This is a genomic window from Arthrobacter sp. Ld5 (genome assembly GCF_051172775.1).
Classification (GTDB): domain Bacteria; phylum Actinomycetota; class Actinomycetes; order Actinomycetales; family Micrococcaceae; genus Arthrobacter_D.
This window is the reverse complement of sequence record NZ_JBPKBO010000014.1, coordinates 330,967-354,730: the sequence shown is the minus strand read 5'-3', so window position 1 is coordinate 354,730 and position 23,764 is coordinate 330,967. Positions and strand designations below refer to the sequence as shown.

The window sequence follows — 23,764 nt, the reverse complement described above, 5'->3', positions numbered from 1 at the left end:
CGACGGTAGGGGGCGGGGTGCGACCGCACGGAGTCAGCGCGTGTCCAGGTCCTCGAAGACCAGGAACGTCTGCGTGTCCAGGACGCCCGGCATCGACTGCAACTGGTCGAAGATCACCCGCCGCAACCCCACGTTGTCCTCCGCCCGCACCAGGAGGATGACGTCGAAGTCCCCGCCCACCAGCGCGATGTGGTGGATCTCCGGGACGCCGCGCAGCCTGTCGCGGAGCTCCCGCCAGGAGTGCTGCCGTACCTTGAGGGTCACGTAGGCGGAGGACCGGAGACCGGCCTTCGCGGGGTCGATGATCGCCGTGAAGCGTGTCAGCACGCCGTCCTCGGTGAGTTTCGCGATGCGGGAATAGGCATGCGCGCGCGAGATGTGCACGCGCTCCGCCACCGAGGTCACGGACTGCCTGCCGTCCCGCGTGAGTTCGGCGAGGATCTTCCGATCGACGTCGTCGAGCACTCCGTCCACCACGTGTCCACGCTCCTTCGCGTAATCCAGCTCACACTGTCGATTCGTCCAAAGAATACTGCCGTGAGCAAGAAAAAATCCACACTTCGACGACTCCGTGGATACAAAAGGCGCCCTCTGGCCATACTGGTCCTACACAGCATCCAGCGTTGGAGCTACCGCTCCGCGCCGGAAACGGACTGCCGCTGCAGCGGCCGGCGACGGAGGCGGAATGAGTACGGCAACGAATGAGGGCCTCGGCGGCCTGCTGGGCGGGGCAGCCGGGGGCGGAGCGCACGGCACGACGCCGGACGGCGCCCTGCTCCCGTCGGCGGAGCCCGTGCAGCTGGTGGATCCGGACGGTCGCCATTCCACCGACGAGCGCTACCTGCTCCCCGACGGCGACGTGCTGCTCGAGGCCTACGGGCGCCTCGTCGCCGGTCGCCGCATCAACGACCAGGCCAATGCCCTCGTCCGCCAGGGCCGCATGGCCGTGTACCCCTCCTCGCACGGGCAGGAGGCCTGCCAGGTCGCGGCTGCCGCGGTCCTCGACGCCGAGGACTGGCTCTTCCCGACCTATCGCGACACGGTCGCGGTCATCACGCGCGGCGTCGACCCGCTCCAGGTCCTCACCCTGCTCCGCGGCGACTGGCACGGCGGCTACGACCCGCACGAGCACCGCGTCGCCACCCAGGCCACGCCGCTCGCCACCCAGCTGCTCCACGCCGTCGGCGTCGCGCACGCCGCCAAGCTGCGCGGCGAGTCGACCGTGGTGCTCGCCATGTGCGGTGACGGCGCGACCAGCGAGGGGGACTTCCACGAGGCCCTGAACTTCGCCGCCGTGTTCCACGTGCCCGTCGTGTTCTTCGTCCAGAACAACGAGTTCGCCATCTCGGTCCCGCTCCGGAGCCAGAGCGTCGCGCCCTCCCTCGCCCACAAGGCCATCGGGTACGGCATGCCGGGCGAGCGCGTGGACGGCAACGACCTCGCCGCGCTCCTCGCGGTGCTCGGAAGCGCCGTGCGGAGGGCCCGCGACGGCGGTGGCCCCAGCCTCGTCGAGGCTCACACCTACCGGATGCAGGCGCACACCAACGCGGACGACGCCACCCGCTACCGCTCCGCCGACGACGTCCGGCGCTGGGTGCCGAAGGATCCGATCACGCGCATGCGCACCTACCTGCGCTCGCTGGACCTGCTGACGGACGAGGTGGAGCAGTCCCTGGCCGACGAGGCGGACGCGATCGCCGCCGCCATCCGGAAGGGGCTCAACACGGAGGTCCAGGTGAACCCGGCAGAACTGTTCGAGTACGTGTACACGGAGAAGACGACGCAGCTGCGCGAACAGGCCGAGCAGCTACGCGAGGAACTGGCGCGCGACGCCGCCGGCGCAGGAACCACCACGGCAGACACGAAGGCGGACGGACGATGACGCAGACCACGGACGCGCCCGCCGGGGGCGTGGCAGCGCGGGCCGACGCCGCTCCCGAAGGGCGGGCGACGTCGACCTTCGCCAAGGCCCTCAACGCCGCGCTGGCCGACTCCATGGCGGCCGATGCCTCCGTGCTGATGTTCGGCGAGGACGTCGGGACGCTCGGCGGTGTCTTCCGCATCACGGACGGCCTGACAGCCCGCTTCGGGGACCAGCGCTGCTTCGACACGCCGCTCGCGGAGGCCGGCATCATGGGCATGGCCATCGGCATGGCGATGAACGGCATGAAGCCCGTGGTAGAGATGCAGTTCGACGCCTTCGCCTATCCGGCCTTCGAGCAGGTGGTCAGCCACGTCGCGAAGATGCCGAACCGCACCAAGGGCAAGGTCCGACTGCCCCTGGTCATCAGGATCCCCTACGCCGGTGGCATCGGCGGCGTGGAACACCACTGCGACTCCTCCGAGGCCTACTACGCGCACACTCCCGGCCTGACGGTCCTGGCGCCGGCCACCGTCCGCGACGCCTACTTCATGCTGCGCGAGGCCATCGCGTCGCCGGACCCGGTGGTGTTCCTCGAACCGAAGAAGCTGTACTGGTCCAAGGAGGAGGTGGACCTCGCGGAGCTGCGCCGGACCTTCGAGGCCGGCGAGGCGCCCCGGCGCATCGGCAGGGCCGTCGTCGCCCGTCCCGGGACCGACGCGACCCTCATCAGCTACGGACCGTCCGTGCCGACGGCGCTCGCCGCGGCTGCGGCGGCCGCCGAGGAGGGCCGGTCGATCGAGGTCATCGACCTCCGCTCCATCGTGCCGTTCGACGACAAGACCGTGTGCGCCAGCGTCCGCCGGACCGGCCGCGCCGTCGTCGTCGCGGAGGCCCCGGGCTTCGCGTCCGTGGCGTCGGAGATCGTGGCCCGGGTGCAGGAGCGCTGCTTCCATTCCCTCGCGGCCCCCGTGCTCCGTGTGACCGGATTCGACATCCCGTATCCGTCGCCCAAGCTCGAACATTTCTACCTGCCCAGCGTCGACCGCATCCTCGACGCCGTGGACGACCTGCAGTGGGAGGACTGACATGAGTGCACCCGCCGTCGATTCCGGGCTCCAGGTGTTCGCCCTCCCCGACCTCGGGGAGGGCCTCACCGAGGCCGAGCTGGTGTCCTGGCTCGTCGCCGAGGGGGACACCGTCGCCGTCGACCAGCCCATCGCGGAGGTCGAGACCGCCAAGTCGGTCGTCGAGGTCCCCTCGCCCTTCGCCGGGACCGTCGCCGTGCTGCACGGCCGGCCCGGGGAGGTGCTCGACGTCGGCGCGCCGTTCCTCTCCGTCCGGCCGGACGGTACTGCCGCCGCGGGTGCCGGACCGTCGGCCGGCATCCCGGCCGACACGGGCGCTCCCGCCGATGACCTCGTCGACGCCGCCGCGGCGGAGCTCCGCGAGGAGGCCGGTGTGCCGGCCGCCGCGACCGGGCCGGCCGGCAACGAATCGTCGGGCGGGGGATCGGGGAACGTACTGATCGGCTACGGCACCCCCGGCGGTCTCAGCGGGGGCCGCACCCGGCCGCGCAAGGGCCCGGCGTCGGGGGGTGCGGGCTCATCGGCAGCACCGCCCGCTCCCGCGGCCGCTCCGTCCGCGGCGTCGCCCGCTCCGGCCACGGCGACCGCGGCAGAGCGCACCGCGGCGGCCAGTGGGCAGATGGCTGCGCCCGACGGCGGTGCGGCTCCGACGTGCATCTCGCCCCTGGTCCGCAAACTCGCGCGGGACAACGGCGTCCGGCTCACCGACCTCCGCGGGTCGGGGGAGGACGGCCTGATCCTCCGCCGCGACGTGGAGCAGGCGATTGCCGCGAGGACGGCGTCGGACCTCGAGGCCCCCGTCACGACGGCGGGCACGGGCGACGCGGCCGCGGCCGCGATCGATCCCCGGTCCGGGCTCGCGGTCCTCGAGCGCACCCCGTTGAGGGGGGTCCGGCGGACCATCGCCGACGCGATGACCCGCAGCCGGCGCGAGATCCCGGAGGCCACGGTGTGGGTCGACGTCGACGCCACCGCGCTCGTGGACCTGCGCGAGGCGATGAAGCGCCGCACGCCGGACGCGGTGCCCGGCCTGCTGGCCTTCGTGGCACGATTCGTCGTGGCAGGCCTGGACCGCTACCCGGAACTGAACAGCCGGATCGTGACGGGCGAGGACGGCTCGCAGGAGATCGTGCGGGTCGACGGCGTCAACCTCGGGATCGCGGCGCAGACCGAGCGCGGCCTCGTGGTGCCCGGCATCCGACGGGCCGACACCCTGTCCGCCCGCGGGCTGGACGCCGAGATCCGCCGCCTCGCCACCCTCGCCCGCGAGGGCAAGGCCACGCCGTCGGACCTCTCCTCCGGCACCTTCACCCTGAACAACTACGGGGTGTTCGGCGTGGACGGCAGCGCCGCCATCATCAACTACCCGGAATCGGCCATCCTCGGGATGGGTCGGATCATCGACCGCCCGTGGGTCGTGGACGGACAGCTCGCGGTCCGCAAGGTGACCGAGCTGACGCTCGCGTTCGACCACCGTGTCTGCGACGGCGGGACCGCGGGCGGATTCCTGCGGTTCGTCGCGGATGCGATCGAGAATCCGGGCGGCCTGCTCGCCGACCTGTAGGCGTGTGGCGGAGTAGAATATCCGTCCCACGATGAATCAGGTGCATGATGAGAATCCGCCACAATTCCAGGAAGCACGACGAGACCGCCCCGGCGCCGACGGTCGGCGGTGGGACGGACCGGAAGCCGCACCCGGAGGGCCGCCAGCACCGCTCCTTCTTCGACGGCCTCGACTCCGCTGCGAGGACCTTCTTCGGACCGGCGGCGCGCTCCGACGGGAGCACGCCGGTGGTGCACCGCCACGACGCCGCCGAGGAGGAGTCCGAGAGCGCCCTGCGTTCCATCGAGATCCACACGGACTCCCTCGGCCACCACTACGCGGTACAGAAGCGCCAGCCGGACCGGCCCGCCGCTGACACGCGTGAGCAGCCGGACGGAGCCGGGACCCCCTAGGGGCCGCGGGCTGTCAACTCCGCGGGGAGGATGCCGCGCCCGGGCGGTCTGGTCCTCCGCGCCCACGGAGAACCGTAGGGTTGGAGTGGTGATCGCCTCAACCATCCCTGCCCATTCCGCCACGACCCGGGACGGCTTCGTCAGCGTCCGTGGTGCCGACGAGAACAATCTGCGCGGCGTCGACGTCGACGTGCCGCGGGACGCCGTCGTCGCCTTCACCGGGGTCTCCGGGTCGGGCAAGTCCTCCCTGGCGTTCGGGACGATCTACGCCGAGGCGCAGCGCCGCTACCTGGAATCGGTCGCCCCCTACGCGCGGAGGCTCATCCAGCAGGGGCACTCGCCGCACGTCGGCTCGATCACCGGGCTCCCTCCCGCCGTGGCGCTCCAGCAGCGGAGGGGCACGCCCAGTGTGCGCTCGACGGTCGGGACGCTCACCACCCTCTCCAACTCGCTCCGGATGCTCTACTCCCGGGCGGGTACCTACCCGGCGGACGCCGTCGAACGCCTGGAGTCCGATGCCTTCTCACCCAACACCGCCGGGGGAGCGTGTCCGCGATGCCACGGGCTGGGCATCGCGCGGGACGTCACGGAGCAGACGCTCGTCCCCGACCCGGACCTCTCCATCCGCGAGGGCGCCATCGCCGCCTGGCCGGGCGCCTGGCAGGGCAAGAACCTCCGCGACGTCGTCAGTGAGCTCGGCCACGACATCGACGTCCCCTGGCGGACGCTGCCGCGGCAGGCACGGGACTGGCTGCTGTTCACCGACGAGCAGCCCGTCGTCGAGGTGACCCCCCAGCGCGACCGCGTGGCCAAGCCCTACAAGGGGCGCTTCTGGAGCGCGAAGAGCTACGTGATGCACACCCTCCGGGACTCGAAGAGCCAGCAGATGCGCGACCGCGTCCTGCCCTTCATGGAGTCCGGCCCGTGCGGTGTGTGCGGCGGCAGCGGGCTCCGCCCGGAGGCGCTCGCCGTGACCTTCGCCGGGCTGTCGATCGCGGAGGCCAACGCCCTGCCACTGGCGGAGCTCGCCGCGCACCTCGAGCCGGCGGCCACGCTGGAGGACCCGGTCGCTGCGCACGGGTCGTGGACGTCGGGGGAGGGGACGGAGGTGTCCGTCACCATCAGCCGCGACCTCGTCCAGCGGCTCGGCGTGCTCGTGGACCTCGGCCTGGGGTACCTGAGCCTGAGCCGTGCCACCCCCACGCTCTCCCCGGGCGAGATGCAGCGCCTGCGCATCGCGACCCAGCTCCGGTCCGGGCTGTTCGGCGTCGTCTACGTGCTCGACGAGCCGTCCGCCGGCCTGCACCCCGCCGACGTCGAACCGCTCCTCGCCGTCCTCGAAGCCCTGAAGGACGCCGGGAACTCGGTGTTCGTCGTCGAACACAACATGGATGTCGTCCGGCGCTCGGACTGGATCGTCGACGTCGGCCCGCTCGCCGGCGAGGGCGGCGGCGGCATCGTCTACAGCGGCCCGGCCGGCGGGCTCGCCGACGTGCCGGCCTCGCTCACCGCGCCGTTCCTCGCCCGGACCGCGCCGACGTCCACGGTGGACGGCGCCCGCCGGGATCCCTCGGCGTGGCTGCACCTCGAGGGCATCCGCCGCCACAACCTGCAGGGGCTCGACGCCGCCATCCCGGTGGGCGTGCTGACCGCCGTGACGGGCGTGTCCGGATCGGGGAAGTCGACGCTCGTCAGCAAGGTCCTCGCCGAGGCCGTGGGGGCACATGTCCGCGACGACACCCCTGCCGATGCCGACCCGGTCGACGACGGCACGGTCCACGAGGCGGACCCCGGGTCCCCCGTGGCGGGCATCAGCGGCCTGGAGGCCTTCGACCGCCTCGTCAGCGTGGACCAGAAGCCCATCGGGCGGACACCGCGCTCCAACCTCGCGACCTACACAGGTCTGTTCGACGCCGTCCGGAAGGCCTTCGCTGCGACGCCCGCGGCGAGGTCCCGCGGCTTCGGTGCCGGCCGGTTCTCCTTCAACGTGCAGGGCGGACGCTGCGAGACCTGCCAGGGCGAGGGCTTCGTCGCGGTGGAACTCCTGTTCCTGCCCGGGAGCTACGGCCCCTGCCCGGCCTGCGCCGGGTCCCGCTACAACGAGGAGACCCTCGAGGTCACGCTGGACGGGCGCACCATCGCGGACGTCCTCGGACTGACCGTGGACGACGCCGCCGCCGTCCTCGGGACCATCCCGGCCGCGGCCCGCGCGCTCGCCACGCTGCAGGAGGTGGGGCTCGGGTACCTGCGGCTGGGGCAGCCGGCCACGGAGCTCTCCGGGGGCGAGGCCCAGCGCATCAAGCTCGCCACCGAACTGCAGCGCACCCGGCGCGGACACACCCTCTACCTGCTGGACGAGCCGACCACCGGGCTGCATCCGGCGGACGTGGTGCTGCTCCTCGCGCAGCTGCGGAAGCTGGTGGATGCCGGCAACACGGTGGTCGTCGTGGAACACACGATGGCGGTCGTGGCCTCCGCGGACTGGGTGATCGATCTCGGGCCGGGCGGAGGGTCCGCCGGCGGGAGGGTCGTGGCCGCCGGGACACCGGACCGGATCGCCGGCCTCGGCTCCGAGGTGAGCGCGACGGCGCCGTACCTCGCCGAGTACCTCGGGGTCGGGGCCGGAGTGTGATCCCGCGCCGGCGTGCACGCGGGAGCCGTCTTGATGTCCGTCCCCTCCCCGGTTCTACTGGGACCATGACGTTCCTCGGCGCCCGGCGCTGGCTGCAGCTGCTGGCCGGCCTCTTCCTCTACGGCTTCTCCCTCGCCATGATGATCAGGGCCACGCTCGGGGTGTCGCCGTGGGACGTCCTCGGGCAGGGCGGGTCCCTCCAGAGCGGCATCCCGTTCGGCTTCATGACCAACATCATCGGCGCGATCGTCCTGCTCCTCTGGATCCCGCTCCGGCAGCGCCCGGGCGTCGGGACGGTGCTGAACGTCCTGCTCGTGGGACCCAGCGCCGAGATCGGCCTTGCGCTGCTCGGGGAGCCCGACCGGCTGTGGGCGCGGATCCTGCTGTTCACGGGCGGCCTCGTGCTGCTGGCGGTGGCCACCGGCCTGTACCTCGGTGCCCGTCTCGGGCCGGGCCCGCGGGACGGCCTCATGACGGGGATCCACTCCCGCTCCGGGCTGCCGATCTGGTTCGTCCGGACGGCCATCGAGGGGACGGTGCTGCTGCTCGGGTGGCTGCTGGGCGGGTCGGTCGGTCTCGGCACCGTCGCCTTCGCTCTGCTCATCGGCCCGCTGATCAACCTCGCGCTGCCGGTCTTCCGTATGCCCGAGCGCGCCGGGCCTAGACTGGAACTCCTGCCGTCAGAGAGGACTCCATGACCACCGACGTGCCCCTTCCGGGGACCTCCAGCCCGTGGCGCGAGCTCGGACCGGGCATCTACGTGCTGCGCACCGCGCACTTCCGGATGAACGTCGGCCTCGTCGTCGGCTCCGAGCAGGCGCTGGTCGTCGACACGGGCGCGGGACCGCTCGCGGCAGCGGAGGTGTACGCGCAGGTGCGGGCCGTCACCGACCTGCCACTCGTCGTCGTGAACACGCACGCCCACGCGGACCACTTCTTCGGCAACGACTACTTCGCCGCCCACGGCGTCGAGGACTTCTGGGCGACGTCGCGGTGCAGTGCCGTGCAGGCCGAGAAGGGCGGGGAGCAGCGGGCGCTGGTCCTCGCCGTCGAGCCCGCCATGGGCGCGGGCGACGGCGAGCACACCCGGATCCGCCCCGCCGACCGGCTGGTGGAGGGCACGCCGGTGGACCTCGACCTGGGGGGCCAGTCGGTGACGCTGTTCCACCTCGGACGCGGCCACACCGACCACGACCTGCTCGTGGGCGTCGGGAACGTCCTGTTCACGGGAGACCTCGTGGAGGAGGGCTCCGATCCGGTCTTCGAGGACTCGTTCCCCGTGGACTGGGTGCGGACGCTCGGCAAGATGGTCGCCCTCGAGGACCTCTACGACGTGTTCGTGCCCGGTCACGGCGATCCTGTCGCCGTCGGGGACATCGTCACGCAGATGAACACCATGCGCAGCGCCATCCGGGTGACCCGCGTGGCCATGGACGAGGCCTCCGTGGACATGACCAAGGCCATCCCGATCCTGCCGTACGGCCCCGAGCAGTCCCGCGCACTCCTCATCCGCCTGCGCACCCTCGCGCACTGGAAGTGGCTGTCGCGCGAGCCCTGAGGCCGGCGTCCGCCTAGCCCCCGAAGACCGTGCGGTCCAGGTACGCGTTGCGGAACTTCCCCTCGGGATCCAGGCGACCGGCGAGGGTCCGGAAGTCCTCGAAGCGCGGGTAGAGCGGCGCGAGCTGCGCGGCGTCCGCGGCGAAGAGCTTGCCCCAGTGCGGCCGGGCGCCGAGGGGGAGCAGGGCGGCCTCGAGCTCCGGGAGCAGGGCCTCGACCTCGGTCTGCTGCGGCTTCCACGTGAAGTGGAGGCCGATCCCGTCGCGGCGGTAGTTGCTGCTGAGCCACAGCTCGTCCGCCGCCATGGAGCGCACCTCCGAGACCAGCAGCAGCGGCGCGATCCTCGGCGCGAGGGCACGCACCGCCTGGATCGCCTCGACCGCGTGCTCGCGGCCCACGAGGTACTCGGTCTGCAGCTCCTGGCCGTTGCTGGGGGTGAACGCGAGACGGAAGTGGGCCAGGCGGTCCGACCACGGCCCCGGGACGCCGAGCTGCTGCGTGCAGTGGTCCGCGGCCACCCCCGGTACCGGGTGGAGCGCCCGGTCCGCCGATGTCCCGCCGTAGAACGCGTCGGGGGCCGGGCGCCCTCCGTCGACGCGGCTCTTCAGCCACGCCTGGCCGATGGTGTCGCCGGACCAGTCCGTGAACAGGCTGACGCTGTAGGCGGCGGACGTGGCGGCGTCGTAGTCCGCGAGCACCGCGTCCCACGGGACGTCCGTGAACACGTCCTGGCGGACGTCGAAGGAGGGCTCGATGCGCAGGGTCACGCGGTGGACGACGCCGAGGGCGCCGAGGCCCACGACGGCGCCGTCGAAGTCGTCGTCGCCCGCGGCCAGAGCCAGGGCGTCCCCGGTCGCGGTCACGAGCTCGAGCCCGACGACGGCCGTGGCGAGGTTGCCGTTCGCGTCCCCGGACCCGTGGGTGGCGGTGGCGATGGCGCCGCCGACCGAGATGTGGGGCAGCGAGGCGAGATTGTGCAGGGCGTAGCCGCGCCGCTGCAGGTGTTCGGCGAGGACGCCGTACCGCACGCCGGCGGACACCGTGACGGTGAGCGCGTCCTCGTCGATCCGCACTCCGGGATCGAGCACGTCCAGGCAGACGAGGGTCCCGGCGCTGTCCGCGATGTCGTTGAAGGAGTGGCGCGAGCCGAGGGCGCGGACCCGAGTGGCCCCGGCGACCGCGCGCTGGAGGTCGCCGAGCGAGGTGGGATGCTCGATCGTGTGCGCCTGGTACCCGTAGTTGCCGGCCCAGTTGAGTGTGTCCCGTACCTGTTCCTCGATCATGGGGGTCCTTGTCTGGCCGGTGTCGCGGCGGCGGAACGCGGTGCTGCGGCGGCACGTGCGGGAGGGGTGCCCGCTCATCCTACAACGTTGTAGAATCTCCTCACGCGTGGCGTGCAGGGCATCACGACGGGATCCGGAGGAGCGGCATGGCGGCCACACTGAAGGACGTCGCGCTGGCGGCCGGTGTCTCGATCAAGACCGTCTCCAACGTCATCAACGACTACGAGCACATCCGTGCCGACACGAAGCAGCGGGTCATGGAGGCGATTGCCGACCTCGGGTACAGCCCCAACTTGTCTGCGCGGAGCCTGCGCTCCGGCCGGACCGGCGTGATCGGCCTCGCCGTCCCCGAACTCTCGCTGAGCTATTTCGCGGAACTGGCCGACTCCGTCATCAAGGCCGCCGAGCGTCGGGGGCTCAAGGTCCTCATCGAGCAGACGGGCGGCGACCGGGCCCGTGAGCTGGAGATCCTCTCCAGTCCGCGCCTCCAGATGACCGACGGGCTGCTGTTCAGCCCGCTCGGCATGTCGAACGAGGACGCGCACCACCTCAAGGTCAGTTTCCCGCTCGTGCTCCTCGGCGAGCGGATCTTCGGCGGGCCCACCGACCACGTGACCATGAGCAACGTCGAGTCCGCGCGCGCCGCGACCGAGCACCTCATCGCGAAGGGCCGCCGCCGCATCGCCGTCGTGGGTGGCCACGAGGGCGAGGTGATCGGCTCGGCCGGGCTCCGCCTGCGCGGCTACCGGCAGGCACTGGAGGCGGCGGGCATCCCGTTCGACCCCCGCCTCGTGGCGTACACGACCCTCTGGCACCGAGCCAACGGCGCCACCTCGATGAAGGAGCTCCTCGCGTCCGGCGTCGCGTTCGACGGCCTGTTCGGGATGAACGACACCCTCGCGCTCGGGGCGATGCGGGTGCTGCAGGAGGCGGGTCGGCGGATCCCCGACGACGTCGCGGTCATCGGCTTCGACGACCTGGACGAGGGCCGGTACTCGCTGCCCACGCTGTCCACGATCGACCCGGGGAGGGGCGAGATCGCGGACACCGCGGTGCGGGTGCTGCTGGAGCGCATCTCGGGGCGCGACGGCGACGTCCCGCCCCGCGAGCTGGAGGCGCGGTTCCGGGTCGTCGAGCGGGAGTCCTCCGCACTACCCCGCTGAGGCTCGGGCCCGGATGCCTTTTTCGCCCGAATGCTTGACACCGGCCCGAAGCACTCCGCATAGTTTCTACATCGTTTACCTACAACGATGTAAAACTCGGAACCGATACTCTCGCCGGTGCCCGCCCCAGGGGCGGCGCGGCAGGAGGGCGGACCCGGATCAAGGAAGATTCGAGTGGACGCGGCACCTCGCGTCCCGGTGATCCTCCTCCCTGCAGCACCTGGCCCGGCCGCCCCGGCGGACCACGGTGGAACGCCACCGCGAGAGGAAGCAAAGACACATGAGAGCTACATTCCTGGCATCGGCCGGCATCGTCGCCGCCACCGCCGTCGCACTGACCGGCTGCTCCGGAGGGAGCGACAGCGGAGGAAGCTCCGAGGCTGCATCCTGCACCAACACCATCGTCAACGCCGACGCGCCCCAGGTGACCGTCTGGGCCTGGTACCCGGCGTTCGACCAGGTGGTGGACCAGTTCAACAACGCCCACGACGACGTCCAGATCTGCTGGACCAACGCCGGCCAGGGCAACGACGAATACACGAAGTTCTCGACGTCGATCGAGTCGGGCTCCGGAGCCCCGGACGTCATCCAGCTCGAGTCCGAGGTCCTCTCCAGCTTCACCATCCGCGATGCCCTCGTGGATCTCACGGAGTTCGGCGCCGGCGACGTCGAGGCGGACTACGCGGAGGGAGCGTGGGAGGACGCCTCGAGCGGCGACGCCGTCTACGCCATCCCGGTCGACGGCGGCCCCATGGGCATGCTCTACCGCCAGGACCTCTTCGATGCCGCCGGCATCGAGGTCCCCACCACGTGGGAGGAGTTCGAGGCAGCGGCGAAGCAGCTCAAGGAGTCGGGCGACGGCGCGGTGATGGCCGACTTCCCGACCAACGGCCGCGCGTTCAACCAGGCCCTCTTCGCCCAGGCAGGATCCGTCCCGTTCGAGTACGACTCCGCGAATCCGCAGGAGATCGGGATCAACGTGAACGACGACGGCGCCAAGAAGGTGCTCGAGTACTGGGAGGGGCTCGTCGAGGACGGCCTCGTGGCCACCGATGACGCCTTCACCGCCGACTACAACACCAAGCTCGTGGACGGCTCCTACGCGGTGTACCTCGCGGCGGCGTGGGGCCCCGGCTACCTGCAGGGCCTCTCCGACGCCGATCCGGACGCCGTCTGGCGCGCCGCCCCGCTGCCGCAGTGGGATGCCGCCAATCCTGTCCAGGTGAACTGGGGCGGGTCCACCTTCGCCGTGACGGAGCAGGCGAAGGACAAGGAGCTCGCGGCCGAGGTCGCCATGGGGATCTTCGGCAACGAGGAAGGCATGAACCTCGGCGTGGACAAGGGCGCCCTCTTCCCGTCCTACGCACCGGTGCTCGACTCGCCGGCGTTCGCCGACAAGGAGTACGAGTTCTTCGGCGGCCAGCAGATCAACAAGGACGTGTTCCTCGACGCCGCCGCCGGCTACGAGGGGGCCACGTTCAGCCCCTTCCAGAACTACGCCTACGACCAGCTGACGGTGCAGATCTACGCGATGGTCCAGGGCGAGAAGGATGCCGCCACGGCCCTCGACGACCTGCAGGCGTCGCTGGAGCAGTACGCGACCGAGCAGGGCTTCACGCTCAAGTAACCGGGCAGGACGGTGCCCCGTCCCCGACGGCGGGGCACCGTCCTCCCGCTCCCGGCGCCTCCATCACCGCGCCCTCCGTCCCACAGCCCGAGGAAAGACCATCATGGCCACGACCACCGCGCCGACGTCGTCCTACCACGCCGAGGCACCCCCGCAGGTCACACACCGCCCCGACCGGAACTACCGACGCCGCCAGCGCTGGGGGTGGCTGTTCGTCGCACCCTTCGCCCTCATCTTCCTGACCTTCCTGGTCCTCCCGCTGGTCTTCGCCTTCCGGATGAGCCTGTTCACGAGCACCCTCGCCACCGGGGACCGCTTCGTGGGCCTCGCGAACTACGCCAAGGCCTTCACGGATCCGCTCTTCCTCGACGGGCTGCTCACGGTGGCGAAGTTCGGGCTCATCATGATCCCGGCGCAGATGATCGTGGCCCTGGTCGCGGCACTGGTCCTCGACAACCTGGCCACCTGGGCGTCGAAGTTCTCCCGCCTCATGATCTTCATCCCGTATGCCGTGCCGGTGGTCATCGGCGCGCTCATGTGGGGCTTCCTCTACAGCCCGCGCTTCGGGCCCGCGAGCACCCTGTTCGCGCTGTTCGGGTCCGAGGCGCCCGACTTCCTCGCCCAGGACAGCATCTTCGGAAGCCTCGTGAACATCGTGACGTGGCAGTGGGCCGGCTACTACATGATCATCATCTACGCGGCGCTCAGGGGCATCGATCCGGGCATCTACGAGGCCGCGGTGCTCGACGGCGCCTCGGACCGGCAGATCGCCTGGCGTATCAAGGTGCCCACGATCTCCTCCTCGCTCGTCATGGTGGTCATCTTCGCCCTGATCGGGACGCTCCAGTTCTTCACCGAACCCCAGGTGCTCAGGGGCGTGGCGCAGGGCGCCATTCCCACGGACTACACGCCGAACATGTACGCCTTCTCCCTGGCCTTCTCCTACAGCCAGTTCAACTACGCCTCCGCCATCTCCTTCGCGCTCGGCATCGTGGTGTTCGTGTTCTCGTTCTTCTTCCTCTTCCTGACCCGCAAGCAGAGCGGACTGAAATAAGCCATGGCACTCGTCACCGACACCACGCAGCAGCAGGACGGCGGCCGCCGGAGGGCCCGCGGCCCGGCCTCGCGGAACCGCGCGCGCAACGGCGGCCCCCGCATCGGGTCGCACATCTTCCTGCTCATGCTCGTCATCTACTTCATCACCCCGATCTGGTGGCTGACGGTCGCCAGCACCAAGGACACCGCCGGGCTGTTCGGCGGCACGGGCGGGCCGCTCTGGTTCGACGACGAGTTCCACTTCGTCAGCAACCTCCAGGGCCTGTTCGAGCGGCAGAACGGCATCTACTGGCGCTGGCTCGGGAACTCGTTCCTCTACGCGATCTCCGGGGGCGTGGGGGCGACGATCCTGGCGGTCCTCGCCGGGTACGGCTTCGCCAAGTACAACTTCCGCGGCCGCGCCGCCTTCTTCGGGGTCCTGCTCGGCGCGGTCATGGTACCGCTCACGGCGCTCGTCATCCCCACCTTCGTCCTGCTCAGCGAAGTGGGGCTGGTCAACACCATCTGGGCGGTCATCCTGCCCTCACTCCTCAGCCCCTTCGGCGTCTACCTGATGAGGGTCTTCGCACAGGAGGCCGTGCCGGACGAACTCCTCGACGCCGCGCGGATCGACGGCGCCGGCGAGCTCCGCACGTTCTTCACCATCGCGCTCCCGCTGCTGCGTCCTGCCGTCGTCACGGTGCTCCTGCTCTCCGTGGTGGGCACGTGGAACAACTTCTTCCTGCCGCTGGCCGTCCTCAGCGATCCGCTGCTGCTCCCCGTCACGGTGGGGCTCAACGGCTGGACGGCCCTGTCCAACGCCGGCAGTGGCGGCGAGGCCCTGTGGAACCTGATCACCACGGGCGCCTTCATCTCGATCATCCCGCTCATCATCGCCTTCCTCTCACTTCAGAAGTACTGGCAGGGCGGCCTGTCGCTCGGCTCCCTCAAGTAGCCGGCCACCCGCCCTCACCGACCACCGACCCCGCTCAGAAAGTAGTTCGATGCAGAACGCACGCCTCACCCTCGACCCCTCCTTCACGGTCGGGCGGATCAACCGCAACATCTTCGGCGGGTTCGTCGAACACCTCGGCCGTCACGTGTACGACGGCATCCACGAGCCGGGCCACGCCACGGCGGACGAGGACGGCTTCCGCCAGGACGTGATCGCGCTCGTCAAGGAGATGGGCGTCTCGACCATCCGCTACCCGGGCGGGAACTTCGTCTCCGGCTTCCGATGGGAGGACAGCGTGGGGCCGCGCGACGAGCGCCCCACCCGCCTCGACCTCGCCTGGCATTCCACCGAGACGAACCAGGTGGGCCTGCACGAGTTCGCCGCCTGGCTCCGGAAGGTCGACAGCGACCTCATGCTCGCCGTGAACCTCGGCACCCGCGGCACCCTCGAGGCCCTCGAACTCCTCGAGTACTCCAACCTGCCGAAGGGCACGGCCCTCGCCGACCAGCGCATGGCCAACGGCCGCCCGGACCCGTTCGATGTGAAGATCTGGTGCCTCGGCAACGAGATGGACGGCCCGTGGCAGCTCGGCCACCGCTCCGCCGACGACTACGGCAAACTCGCCTCCCGCACGGCCAAGGCGATGCGCCAGCTCGACCCGTCCATCGAGCTCGTGGCCTGCGGCTCCTCCAGCGCCCACATGCCCACGTTCGGCGAGTGGGAGCGCGTGGTCCTCTCGCACACCTACGACGACGTCGACTACATCTCCTGCCACGCCTACTACGAGGAGAAGAACGGCGACATCGGCTCCTTCCTCGCCTCCGCCGTGGACATGGACCACTTCATCGAGTCGGTCGTCGCCACCGCCGACCACGTCAAGGCCGTCCGCGGCAGCTCGAAGACCATCAACATCTCCTTCGACGAGTGGAACGTCTGGTACATCAGCCGCTTCGAGAACGTCGACAAGATCCAGGGCCTCGACAACTGGCCGGTCGCCCCTCGCCTGCTCGAGGACTGCTACTCGGTGGTGGACGCCGTCGTGTTCGGCAACCTGATGATCTCGCTGCTCAAGCACGCGGACCGCGTGACCTCGGCGTCGCTCGCGCAGCTCGTCAACGTGATCGCGCCGATCATGACCGAGCCCGGCGGACCCGCGTGGCGCCAGACCACGTTCTTCCCGTTCGCCATCACCTCGCGCCTGGCGCAGGGGTCGGTGCTGGAACTCAAGCTCGACGCCGGCACGCACGAGACCGGTGAGTACGGCGTGGTCCCGCTCGTGGACGCCGTGGCGACGCACGACGACGCCGCCGGTACTGCCGCAGTCTTCCTGGTCAACCGCTCGCAGACCGAGGAGATCACGGTGACGATCGACATCGCCGCGCTCAGCGGGTTCAGCACCGTGAGCGCCGAGTCGCTGTACGATACGGACGTCTATGCCAAGAACACCCTCGAGGAGCCCGAGCGCGTGACCATGAAGACCAACACGTCAGCGATGATCGACGACGACTCCGTCACGATCACGCTTCCCCCCGTGTCCTGGACGGCCGTATCCCTCGCATGAAGCATTTCGAATACAGGATCGAGGGCGGCGGCTACACGGCCGTCGTCCTCGGGCTCGGCGCTGCCGTCCGCGAACTCACCCAGGACGGCCGGTCGCTCGTCGTCGGGTTCGGCGCCGACGAGGCGATGCCCAACTTCCGCGGCGCCTTCGTCGCCCCGTGGCCCAACCGCATCGAGGACGGCCGCTACGCGTTCGACGGCGACGAGTACCGATTGCCGATCAACGAGCCCGAGCGCGGCACGGCCCTCCACGGGCTCGTGTTCGACATCCCGTGGTCCCTCGTGGAGCACACGGAGTCCGCCCTGACGCTCGGGTGCACGATCGAGCCGACGGAGGCGTACCCGTTCACCGTCGCGCTGCACGCGCACTTCACCGTCGATGCGCAGGGTTTCCGGACGTCCGTGACGGCCACGAACACCGGCTCGCGCCGCGCCCCCTACGGCGTCTGCCCGCACCCGTACCTCGTCGCAGGGTCGTCGCCCCTGGACGAATGGGTGCTCGAACTCCCCGCCGCCACGGTCCTGGCGGTCACGCCCGACCGGCTGCTGCCCGTGGCGAAGGAGCCCGTCGCCGGGACGCCGTTCGACTTCCGGGCGGCCCACCCGCTCGGCGACGTGCAGATCGACCATGCGTTCACGGACCTGGAGCGCGACGCCGCCGGCCGCGCCCTGGTGCGGGTCACCGACCCGGCCCACGGGACCGGGACGACCATGGTGTGGGACGAGGGCTGCCCATGGGTCCAGATCCACACGGCCGACCTCCCGCTGAAGCCGGAGAGCACGCGCCTCGGTCTCGCCGTCGAACCCATGACCTGCCCGCCCGACGCCTTCAACAGCGGCGAGGACCTGATCGTCCTCGAGCCGGGGGAGACCCACCGGACCGGCTGGACCATCGCGGCCCTGTAGGGCGGCACGCCCGTCCCCGCCTTCTCGCGGCCGGAGGGGCTCTGGTCCCGCCCGGCGTTCGCGGGTACGGTACCGGGGAACGGTGAGGAGGCCGGGCATGGACGACAAGGACATCCTGTCCACCATCCGCTCGCTCGTCGAGGAGGAGCACCGGCTCCGGGAGCGGGCCGCCGACAGCGTCCGGGGCCATGAGAACGAGGGCCGCCTGCGCCGCATCGAGGAGAGCCTGGACCAGTGCTGGGACCTGCTGCGGCAGCGGCGCGCGAAGAAGGAGTACGGCGAGAACCCTGATGGGGCATCGGTCCGTCCGGTCAGCCAGGTGGAGGGGTACTGGCCCCGGTCAAGGAGCCGGCCCTAGGGTGTCGCCGCGGCGGGATCACCCGGCCAGGAGTCGGTCGAGGGTGACGAAGCCGTAGCCGGCGCCACTGATCCGGTCGACGACTTCGGCCAGGGCGTCGGCGTCCAGGGTGCTGCCGTCGTCGGGGTTCGACCCGATGTGCATGAGGACGACCGCGCCCGGCTGCAGTGCGCCGAGCACCCGCTCGGTCACCACCTGCGTGCTGATGCCGCCACTGGTGCCCTTCCAGCCCAGGGTGTCCACGGTCCACCGCACGGGGACGTAGCCCAGGCTGTTCACGGCGTCGATGGTCCTCGCGTCGCGTTCACCGAAGGGGAAGCGGAAGAACGGGCGGGGATCGCCCCCGGCGGAGAGGATGGCCTGCTCGGCGCCGCGGACCTCCCGGGCGATCATCGGATCCGGCAGGGACGTGAAGCCGGGGTGCGTCATGGAATGGTTCGCCACCCGGTGGCCTGCTGCGGTGATCTGCCCGACCCCGCCGGGATGTGTCGCGACCCAGTTCCCGGTCAGGAAGAACGTGGCAGGGACGCCCTTCGCCGAGAGGGTCGACAGGATCGTCGGCAGGCCCTCGGCGTTCGCGCCGGCGTCGAAGGTGAGGGCGACGACGTACCCTCCGCCGGGCATGACCTCGACGTCCTGCCCGCTCAGCGATGGCGGGAACGGCGCGGGGGGCGGGAGGGGCGTCGGCTCCGGTCCCGGTTCCGGTGCGGGTGTCGGGGGCGCGACGCCGGGTGACGGCACGGGGTCCGGGGTCCGCGGCGCAGGCGCAGGCGCAGGCTCAGGCTCAGGTTCCGTTCCCGACTCGGGCGCCGTCGCGGCGGTGGACATCGTGACCGGCCCGGCAGGCGGCCCGGCCGACGGCGGCCCGGCGGCACGGATCGCGATCGCGACGGCGACCACCACGGCGAGTGCCAGGAGCGCGAGGGTGAGCACGACGGCGGCCGCTCGCCGTCGTGCGGGTCCGGCCGGCGCCGACGTCATGGTTCCTCCCCGGACGGCGTTCGCGGGAGGAATCGGGCAACGGTTCCGTGCGCCGCCGTCCTGCCCATGATCGGCCGTGGCCGGGTGGAGCGGGAGGGGCTTTGGTCCGGCTATTCCTTCACGGCACCGGCCGACGCGTTCATGATTTTCTTCTGGAAGACGAAGAACACGATGGCCACCGGCACGGTCATCAGCGCCGCCGCCGCGAGCTTCAGCGGGTACTGCGTGCCCTGGCTCAGCTGGCCCGAGGAGAGCTGGGCGACGCCCTTCGTCAGCGTGGTCAGCGCCGGGTCCTGCGTCGAGACGATGAAGTGGTTCAGCTCGTTCCAGGACCCCTGGAAGGACAGGATGACGATGGTCATGACGGCCGGACGGGCCATCGGCAGGACCACGGACCAGAACGTCCGGAACGTGCCGGCGCCGTCGATCCGCGCCTGCTCCTCGACGCTGACGGGGATGGACTCGAAGAAGTTCTTCATGATGAAGACCCCGGCGGCGTCGGCGAGCAGCGGCAGCACCATGCCTGCGTAGGAGTCGTAGATGCCGAGCTGGTTGATGACGAGGAACTTCGGGATGAGCAGCACCACGCCGGGCACGGCCATGACCGCCACGAGGAGGGCGAAGACCAGGCCCCGCCCGCGGAACGGGATGCGCGCCAGCGCGTACCCGGCGAGGGAGTTGAAGAAGACGCGTCCCGCCGTCACGAAGAGGGTGACGATGAAGGAGTTCTTCGCCCACGTCGGGAAGTCGGACGCCGCGAAGAGCTGCGTGTAGGCCGCGGTGGTCCAGTTCTGGGGGATCAGCCCGAGCGGGTTCTGGGCGGCTTCCGGCTCCGTCTTGAAGGAACTCGACACCTGGATGAGGAAGGGGAAGATGTAGATCAGGGCCAGGACGGCCAGCAGCGCGTAGAGCGCCAGGGCCCGCCGGCCCACCCCCGGGGACCTCCGGCGGCGTCCCGCGGACGGGGCCGGCGACGGGGGAGGCGTCGGGGCGGCGGGACGGGTGGCGAGCTGGCTCATCGCTTCGGCTCCTTGACGGGCAGGGCGCTGCTGGACGCGGTGCGCGCCCCGGTGGACGACGCCGTCACCGGCACCATGCGGCGGCGTCGCGGGACGTCCCGCTCGCGGAGGGCGAGGCGCTGCAGCAGCGTGAGGGTGACGATGATGGCGAACAGGATGAACGCGATCGCCGCACCCTCGCCCCACCGCTGGTTGTTGAAGGCGGTACTGAAGGACAGGTAGGCCGGGGTCAGCGTGGTCTTCGCGGGACCGCCCTGCGTGCCGGTGTAGATCTGGTCGAACACCTGCCAGGACCCGATCAGTCCCAGCGTGAGCACGGTGAAGAGGGTGGGGCGCAGCATGGGCAGGGTCACCTGCCAGAAGCGCTGCCAGCCGTTGGCGCCGTCGACCATGGCCGCCTCCTGCACCTCGCCGCTGATGTTCTGGAGCGCCGCGATGAACAGCAGCATGAACGTGCCGGACGTCGTGAAGATCGCCATGAGGATGAACGCGCTCATCGCCACGGACGGGCCGGCGAGCCACTCCCACCCGGACACGCCGAGGAACCCGGGCGAGGTCAGCGCCTCGGGGGCGGTCCCGATGCCGACCGCCGCGAGGATCACGTGGATCACGCCGCGGGGATCCTGGAACCAGTTGGGTCCGCTCACCGAGATGAACGAGAGCACGCGGTTGACGACGCCCGTGGAGCTGAACAGGAACAGCCAGAGGACCGTGATCGCCACGGAGCTCGTGACCGAGGGGAAGTAGAACGCCGTGCGGAAGAAGCCCCGTCCGCGCAGTACCTGCCGGTTCACGAGGACTGCGAGGAACATGCTGAGCCCGGTCTGGAGGGGCACCACCAGCAGGACGTAGTAGAGGTTGTTGCGGATGGAGGTCCCGAAGTCGCGCGAGGCGAGGCCTTCGCCGTCGAGGATCGCGGTGTAGTTCTCCGCGCCCACGAAGGCCACGGAACCGCCGATGGGGCTGCCGCGCCCGGTCCAGTCGGACACGCTCACCCAGGCGGCCATGAGGACGGGCACTACGAGGAAGAGGCCGAGGATCAGCACGACGGGGGTGATGAACAGCCAGCCGGTCATGCCCTGCCGCCCCCGCGGCGTCCGACGGCGGACGGTGTCGGTGCGTCGCGGAGAGGGAATCGATCGTGCCACCGGAATGCTCCTTTGCAGCGGTGCGGCCGGCCGTCAGGGCCGGGCCGGGGGTGGAACCGCGGCAGCGCCCGTCTTGCGGGCCGGGCGCTGCCGCGGGGTCTTCAGGTGCCCTACTGGGCGTCGGCGATCACAGCTTCGAGGTCCGGCTGGACGCCGTCGAGGAGCTGCTGCGGATCGGCGGTCTTCAGGCTCTCGAGCTGCGCGTTGAGCTCGGCGATGACGTCCACGGCGCCCGGCTGGGCCGGGACGTTCTGGGCGTAGTCGCCGCCTGCGATGAACGGCGCCAGGTCGGGGTACTGCTCGGACCACTGGTCCGCCGCCGACTGCACGGACGGCATCACGCCGAAGGCCTCCGCGAATGCCAGCTGGCTGTCGACGGAGGTCAGCTGCTCCACGAGCTGCCGCGCGCCCTCGATGTTGTCGCTGTCCGCGGCGATGCCCCAGCAGTTGGTGAACTGCAGGGTGCCCTTGCCGCCCGGGCCCTCGGGCAGTTCGGCGACGGTGTACTCGACGTCCGGGAAGTCGGCGTTCATGGCGCCGGCGATCCAGTTGCCCTCGATGACCATGGCGGCCTGCCCCTTGCCGAACGCCTCCCCGCCCCAGCCTGCGCCGAGGTCCGAGGAGTAGCTGGCGACGCCGTCGTTCAGGAGCTGCTGCACATAGGTGAGCGCCTCCACGTTCTCGGGGGAGTTCGCGGTCGCCTCGCCGTCGGTGACGAGGCCGCCGCCGGCAGCGGCCGCGAACGCGCCGACGCGCTGGAACTCGGGGCTGAAGGCGAGCCCCACGGTGCCGTCCTTCGTCAGGGCCGCCGCGGTCTCCGCGAGCTCGTCCCACGTGGTCGGCACGTCCGCCTCGGAGAGTCCGGCCGCGGCCCAGAGCTCGTCGTTGATCACGAGTGCGAGGGTCGAGAAGTCCTTCGGCGCGCAGTAGAGCGTGTCCTCGTAGGTGAACGCCTCGCGCAGCGCGGGGTAGAAGTCGTCCTTGGCGGGGAGGTCCTCGGCGTAGGGCTCCAGCGATCCGTTGGCCGCGTAGCCGGCGAAGGAGTCCGCGGAGACGTAGAAGACGTCGGCGGGATCGCCCGAGGCGAAGCCCTGGCTGAGCTGCTGCGGGAGGTCGGAGGCGACGTTCACGGTCGCGTCGATCCCGGACTCGCCGGACCAGGAGGACACTGCCTCCGTCACGGCGTCCGTCTCGGCGGTGCCCGAGGACCCGATCAGGACGGTCAGGGGAGCGTCCGTGGCTTCGGTCTGGTCGCCCGAGCCCGCGCCGGCGTCGGAGAAGCCCGACCCGCCGCAGGCGGTGAGTGCCAGGGCGCTCACGGCCACGAGGGCGGCGGCTGCGAGGCGCCGGGAGGTGCGTGGAGTGCCAGTCATCATTGTCTGTGTCCTTCGTCGGTGGTGTTCGATCAGGGGGTACCGGCGGTGGAGATGCCGGCGTCGAGGGGATACGGGGTGCGCCGGACGAGCGTCGCCGGAAGCAGCAGGTGCTGCTCCGGCGCCGGGACGCCGGCGCCTCCCGTGGTTGTTTCCGCAAGTTGGTGGGTGAGGACGGCGATCGCATGGCGGGCGGCGGCCTCGATGGGCTGGGCGACGCTCGACAGCCCGACGGCGGCGGCCACCGGGGTGTCGTCGAAACCGGTCACGGCCGCGGGCATCCCGGGGAAGGCCAGGCGCAGCTGCATGGCTGCGCCGAGGGCGAGGGAGTCGCTCACGCAGACGATCGCCGTCGCGCCCGCCGCGAGGAGGTGGCGGGCCGCCAGCGCCCCGGTCTGGACGCCGTCGTCGATGGACGCCGTGAGTTCCCGCATGCGGTCCGGGGCCACGCCGGCGGCGGCGAGGGTCCGCTGCCAGCCCGCCCGGCGGTCGTCCCCGGCCCCCGAGCCGGTGGGCCAGCCGAGGAACCCGATGGACTCGTGCCCCTCGCGGAGGAAGGCGGCGGTGGCCTCGGCCGTCCCGGCTCCGCCGTCGACGTCGACCCACGCGTGCCTGCTGCGGAGGGGATCCTCGGTGTCGCTCCAGGGGCGGCCGAAGGCGGCGAACGGGACGTCGTGGTCGAGGAGCCAGGCCGTCCGGTGGTCGCCGTGGTGGGTGCCGGTGAGGACGAACCCGTCGATGTCGGAGACCTGGAGCAGTTCCTCGTACTGGTGGATCTCGTCCGCGTCGGAGTCGGCGCAGAACAGTGTCAGCCGGTACCCCTCGCGCTGGGCGGTCTCCGTCAGGGCGTGCAGGAAGCGGTCGAGGATGGAGCCGTTGATGCCGTCGTGCACGGGCATGAGGCGCAGGCCGAGGTTCATGGACCGCCGGGTCCGCAGCTGGCGGGCTGCCGCGCTGGGTCGGTACCCGCTGGCGGCAATCGCGGCCTCGACCCGGGCGCGGGTCTCCGGCTTCACCCGGTGCGGGGCGTTGATGACGTTCGAGATGGTCTGCCGGGACACCCCGAGGGAGTCGGCCAGCGAGACCAGCGTGGTCTTCGTCATGGGTCCTCCTCCTCGTCGTCGTCCGCCGTGTGGCACCGGTCCCCGATGCGTGTTTACAACAATATGAACGTTCAAATAGGGTGGTGTCAACAGTCAATTTGATCGATCCAACAGTCGGGGCCCGTCGTCGGGCGCACGGCTGCATCAACAACTAGGAGC

The 23,764-nt window shown here is 70.8% G+C and carries 21 protein-coding genes; 14 read left to right on the top strand and 7 right to left on the bottom strand.

What is annotated here, in order from left to right; genetic code table 11:
- Positions 1 to 33 precede the first annotated feature (33 nt).
- Positions 34 to 477, bottom strand: a complete 444-nt coding sequence (locus ACSGDB_RS06020) for an Lrp/AsnC family transcriptional regulator (RefSeq protein ID WP_434993554.1) — start codon at positions 475 to 477, stop codon at positions 34 to 36.
- A gap of 208 nt (positions 478 to 685) precedes the next feature.
- On the opposite strand from ACSGDB_RS06020, the gene pdhA reads away from it, so the two are divergent.
- The 7 genes from pdhA (at position 686) to ACSGDB_RS05985 (ending at position 9,095) form a co-directional block, all read left to right on the top strand.
- A complete protein-coding gene (gene pdhA, locus ACSGDB_RS06015) occupies positions 686 to 1,882 on the top strand; it encodes a pyruvate dehydrogenase (acetyl-transferring) E1 component subunit alpha (RefSeq protein WP_434993553.1) in 1,197 nt (398 codons plus the stop codon).
- The gene (locus ACSGDB_RS06010; RefSeq protein WP_434993552.1) at positions 1,879 to 2,949 is read left to right on the top strand and encodes an alpha-ketoacid dehydrogenase subunit beta; all 1,071 of its coding nucleotides are present in this window, start codon (positions 1,879 to 1,881) and stop codon (positions 2,947 to 2,949) included. Before pdhA ends, ACSGDB_RS06010 begins: the two co-directional genes overlap by 4 nt.
- 1 nt (position 2,950) lies before the next feature.
- Complete coding sequence (locus ACSGDB_RS06005) at positions 2,951 to 4,513, top strand: dihydrolipoamide acetyltransferase family protein (RefSeq protein ID WP_434993551.1); 1,563 nt, start codon at positions 2,951 to 2,953, stop codon at positions 4,511 to 4,513.
- Positions 4,514 to 4,557: 44 nt separating this feature from the next.
- Positions 4,558 to 4,905, top strand: coding sequence for a hypothetical protein (locus ACSGDB_RS06000; protein WP_434993550.1), 348 nt, complete (start codon positions 4,558 to 4,560; stop codon positions 4,903 to 4,905).
- 88 nt (positions 4,906 to 4,993) lie between these two features.
- A complete protein-coding gene (locus tag ACSGDB_RS05995) occupies positions 4,994 to 7,537 on the top strand; it encodes an ABC transporter (RefSeq protein ID WP_434993549.1) in 2,544 nt (847 codons plus the stop codon).
- Positions 7,538 to 7,602: 65 nt separating this feature from the next.
- Entirely contained in the window at positions 7,603 to 8,235 is a 633-nt protein-coding gene (locus tag ACSGDB_RS05990) for a YczE/YyaS/YitT family protein (protein ID WP_434993548.1), read from the top strand.
- Complete coding sequence (locus ACSGDB_RS05985) at positions 8,232 to 9,095, top strand: MBL fold metallo-hydrolase (protein ID WP_434993547.1); 864 nt, start codon at positions 8,232 to 8,234, stop codon at positions 9,093 to 9,095. The genes ACSGDB_RS05990 and ACSGDB_RS05985 overlap by 4 nt, the downstream gene beginning before the upstream one ends.
- A gap of 13 nt (positions 9,096 to 9,108) precedes the next feature.
- Here ACSGDB_RS05985 and ACSGDB_RS05980 read toward each other — a convergent pair whose 3' ends face one another.
- Positions 9,109 to 10,377 (bottom strand): D-arabinono-1,4-lactone oxidase, encoded by a 1,269-nt coding sequence (locus ACSGDB_RS05980; protein ID WP_434993570.1) that lies wholly within the window; start codon positions 10,375 to 10,377, stop codon positions 9,109 to 9,111.
- A gap of 146 nt (positions 10,378 to 10,523) precedes the next feature.
- Here ACSGDB_RS05980 and ACSGDB_RS05975 point away from each other — a divergent pair, with 146 nt between their 5' ends.
- The 7 genes from ACSGDB_RS05975 (at position 10,524) to ACSGDB_RS05945 (ending at position 17,981) form a co-directional block, all read left to right on the top strand.
- Positions 10,524 to 11,540 (top strand): LacI family DNA-binding transcriptional regulator, encoded by a 1,017-nt coding sequence (locus ACSGDB_RS05975; RefSeq protein ID WP_434993546.1) that lies wholly within the window; start codon positions 10,524 to 10,526, stop codon positions 11,538 to 11,540.
- A gap of 280 nt (positions 11,541 to 11,820) precedes the next feature.
- On the top strand, positions 11,821 to 13,167 hold the full coding sequence (locus tag ACSGDB_RS05970; RefSeq protein WP_434993545.1) for an ABC transporter substrate-binding protein: 1,347 nt from the start codon (positions 11,821 to 11,823) through the stop codon (positions 13,165 to 13,167).
- A 103-nt stretch (positions 13,168 to 13,270) separates the two neighbouring features.
- The gene (locus tag ACSGDB_RS05965) at positions 13,271 to 14,221 is read left to right on the top strand and encodes a carbohydrate ABC transporter permease (protein WP_434993544.1); all 951 of its coding nucleotides are present in this window, start codon (positions 13,271 to 13,273) and stop codon (positions 14,219 to 14,221) included.
- Between the two features lie 3 nt (positions 14,222 to 14,224).
- Positions 14,225 to 15,157: a carbohydrate ABC transporter permease gene (locus ACSGDB_RS05960; RefSeq protein WP_434993543.1), complete on the top strand. Its 933-nt coding sequence runs from the start codon at positions 14,225 to 14,227 to the stop codon at positions 15,155 to 15,157.
- Between the two features lie 49 nt (positions 15,158 to 15,206).
- On the top strand, positions 15,207 to 16,718 hold the full coding sequence (locus tag ACSGDB_RS05955; protein WP_434993542.1) for an alpha-N-arabinofuranosidase: 1,512 nt from the start codon (positions 15,207 to 15,209) through the stop codon (positions 16,716 to 16,718).
- Positions 16,715 to 17,623, top strand: a complete 909-nt coding sequence (locus tag ACSGDB_RS05950; RefSeq protein WP_434993541.1) for an aldose 1-epimerase family protein — start codon at positions 16,715 to 16,717, stop codon at positions 17,621 to 17,623. The genes ACSGDB_RS05955 and ACSGDB_RS05950 overlap by 4 nt, the downstream gene beginning before the upstream one ends.
- A gap of 97 nt (positions 17,624 to 17,720) precedes the next feature.
- The gene (locus ACSGDB_RS05945; RefSeq protein ID WP_434993540.1) at positions 17,721 to 17,981 is read left to right on the top strand and encodes a DUF2630 family protein; all 261 of its coding nucleotides are present in this window, start codon (positions 17,721 to 17,723) and stop codon (positions 17,979 to 17,981) included.
- A gap of 18 nt (positions 17,982 to 17,999) precedes the next feature.
- Here ACSGDB_RS05945 and ACSGDB_RS05940 read toward each other — a convergent pair whose 3' ends face one another.
- The 5 genes from ACSGDB_RS05940 to ACSGDB_RS05920 form a co-directional block, all read right to left on the bottom strand.
- Complete coding sequence (locus ACSGDB_RS05940) at positions 18,000 to 18,962, bottom strand: polysaccharide deacetylase family protein (RefSeq protein WP_434993539.1); 963 nt, start codon at positions 18,960 to 18,962, stop codon at positions 18,000 to 18,002.
- 110 nt (positions 18,963 to 19,072) lie between these two features.
- Positions 19,073 to 19,981 (bottom strand): carbohydrate ABC transporter permease, encoded by a 909-nt coding sequence (locus tag ACSGDB_RS05935; RefSeq protein WP_434993538.1) that lies wholly within the window; start codon positions 19,979 to 19,981, stop codon positions 19,073 to 19,075.
- Positions 19,978 to 21,057 (bottom strand): carbohydrate ABC transporter permease, encoded by a 1,080-nt coding sequence (locus tag ACSGDB_RS05930; RefSeq protein ID WP_434993569.1) that lies wholly within the window; start codon positions 21,055 to 21,057, stop codon positions 19,978 to 19,980. Before ACSGDB_RS05930 ends, ACSGDB_RS05935 begins: the two co-directional genes overlap by 4 nt.
- Before the next feature lie 182 nt (positions 21,058 to 21,239).
- A complete protein-coding gene (locus ACSGDB_RS05925) occupies positions 21,240 to 22,505 on the bottom strand; it encodes a sugar ABC transporter substrate-binding protein (RefSeq protein WP_434993536.1) in 1,266 nt (421 codons plus the stop codon).
- Between the two features lie 29 nt (positions 22,506 to 22,534).
- The gene (locus ACSGDB_RS05920) at positions 22,535 to 23,605 is read right to left on the bottom strand and encodes a LacI family DNA-binding transcriptional regulator (RefSeq protein WP_434993535.1); all 1,071 of its coding nucleotides are present in this window, start codon (positions 23,603 to 23,605) and stop codon (positions 22,535 to 22,537) included.
- Positions 23,606 to 23,764 lie beyond the last annotated feature (159 nt).

Coding starts and splice junctions, on each gene's coding strand:
- ACSGDB_RS05970 (WP_434993545.1), top strand. CDS start 11,821: ATGAGAGCTACATTCCTGGCATCGGCCGGCATCGTCGCCGCCACCGCC.
- ACSGDB_RS06005 (WP_434993551.1), top strand. CDS start 2,951: ATGAGTGCACCCGCCGTCGATTCCGGGCTCCAGGTGTTCGCCCTCCCC.
- ACSGDB_RS06000 (WP_434993550.1), top strand. CDS start 4,558: ATGATGAGAATCCGCCACAATTCCAGGAAGCACGACGAGACCGCCCCG.
- ACSGDB_RS05935 (WP_434993538.1), bottom strand. CDS start 19,981: ATGAGCCAGCTCGCCACCCGTCCCGCCGCCCCGACGCCTCCCCCGTCG.
- ACSGDB_RS05990 (WP_434993548.1), top strand. CDS start 7,603: ATGACGTTCCTCGGCGCCCGGCGCTGGCTGCAGCTGCTGGCCGGCCTC.
- ACSGDB_RS05955 (WP_434993542.1), top strand. CDS start 15,207: ATGCAGAACGCACGCCTCACCCTCGACCCCTCCTTCACGGTCGGGCGG.
- ACSGDB_RS05940 (WP_434993539.1), bottom strand. CDS start 18,962: ATGACGTCGGCGCCGGCCGGACCCGCACGACGGCGAGCGGCCGCCGTC.
- ACSGDB_RS05965 (WP_434993544.1), top strand. CDS start 13,271: ATGGCCACGACCACCGCGCCGACGTCGTCCTACCACGCCGAGGCACCC.
- pdhA (WP_434993553.1), top strand. CDS start 686: ATGAGTACGGCAACGAATGAGGGCCTCGGCGGCCTGCTGGGCGGGGCA.
- ACSGDB_RS06010 (WP_434993552.1), top strand. CDS start 1,879: ATGACGCAGACCACGGACGCGCCCGCCGGGGGCGTGGCAGCGCGGGCC.
- ACSGDB_RS05950 (WP_434993541.1), top strand. CDS start 16,715: ATGAAGCATTTCGAATACAGGATCGAGGGCGGCGGCTACACGGCCGTC.
- ACSGDB_RS05920 (WP_434993535.1), bottom strand. CDS start 23,605: ATGACGAAGACCACGCTGGTCTCGCTGGCCGACTCCCTCGGGGTGTCC.
- ACSGDB_RS05985 (WP_434993547.1), top strand. CDS start 8,232: ATGACCACCGACGTGCCCCTTCCGGGGACCTCCAGCCCGTGGCGCGAG.
- ACSGDB_RS05945 (WP_434993540.1), top strand. CDS start 17,721: ATGGACGACAAGGACATCCTGTCCACCATCCGCTCGCTCGTCGAGGAG.
- ACSGDB_RS05930 (WP_434993569.1), bottom strand. CDS start 21,057: ATGACCGGCTGGCTGTTCATCACCCCCGTCGTGCTGATCCTCGGCCTC.
- ACSGDB_RS05980 (WP_434993570.1), bottom strand. CDS start 10,377: ATGATCGAGGAACAGGTACGGGACACACTCAACTGGGCCGGCAACTAC.
- ACSGDB_RS05960 (WP_434993543.1), top strand. CDS start 14,225: ATGGCACTCGTCACCGACACCACGCAGCAGCAGGACGGCGGCCGCCGG.
- ACSGDB_RS05975 (WP_434993546.1), top strand. CDS start 10,524: ATGGCGGCCACACTGAAGGACGTCGCGCTGGCGGCCGGTGTCTCGATC.
- ACSGDB_RS05925 (WP_434993536.1), bottom strand. CDS start 22,505: ATGATGACTGGCACTCCACGCACCTCCCGGCGCCTCGCAGCCGCCGCC.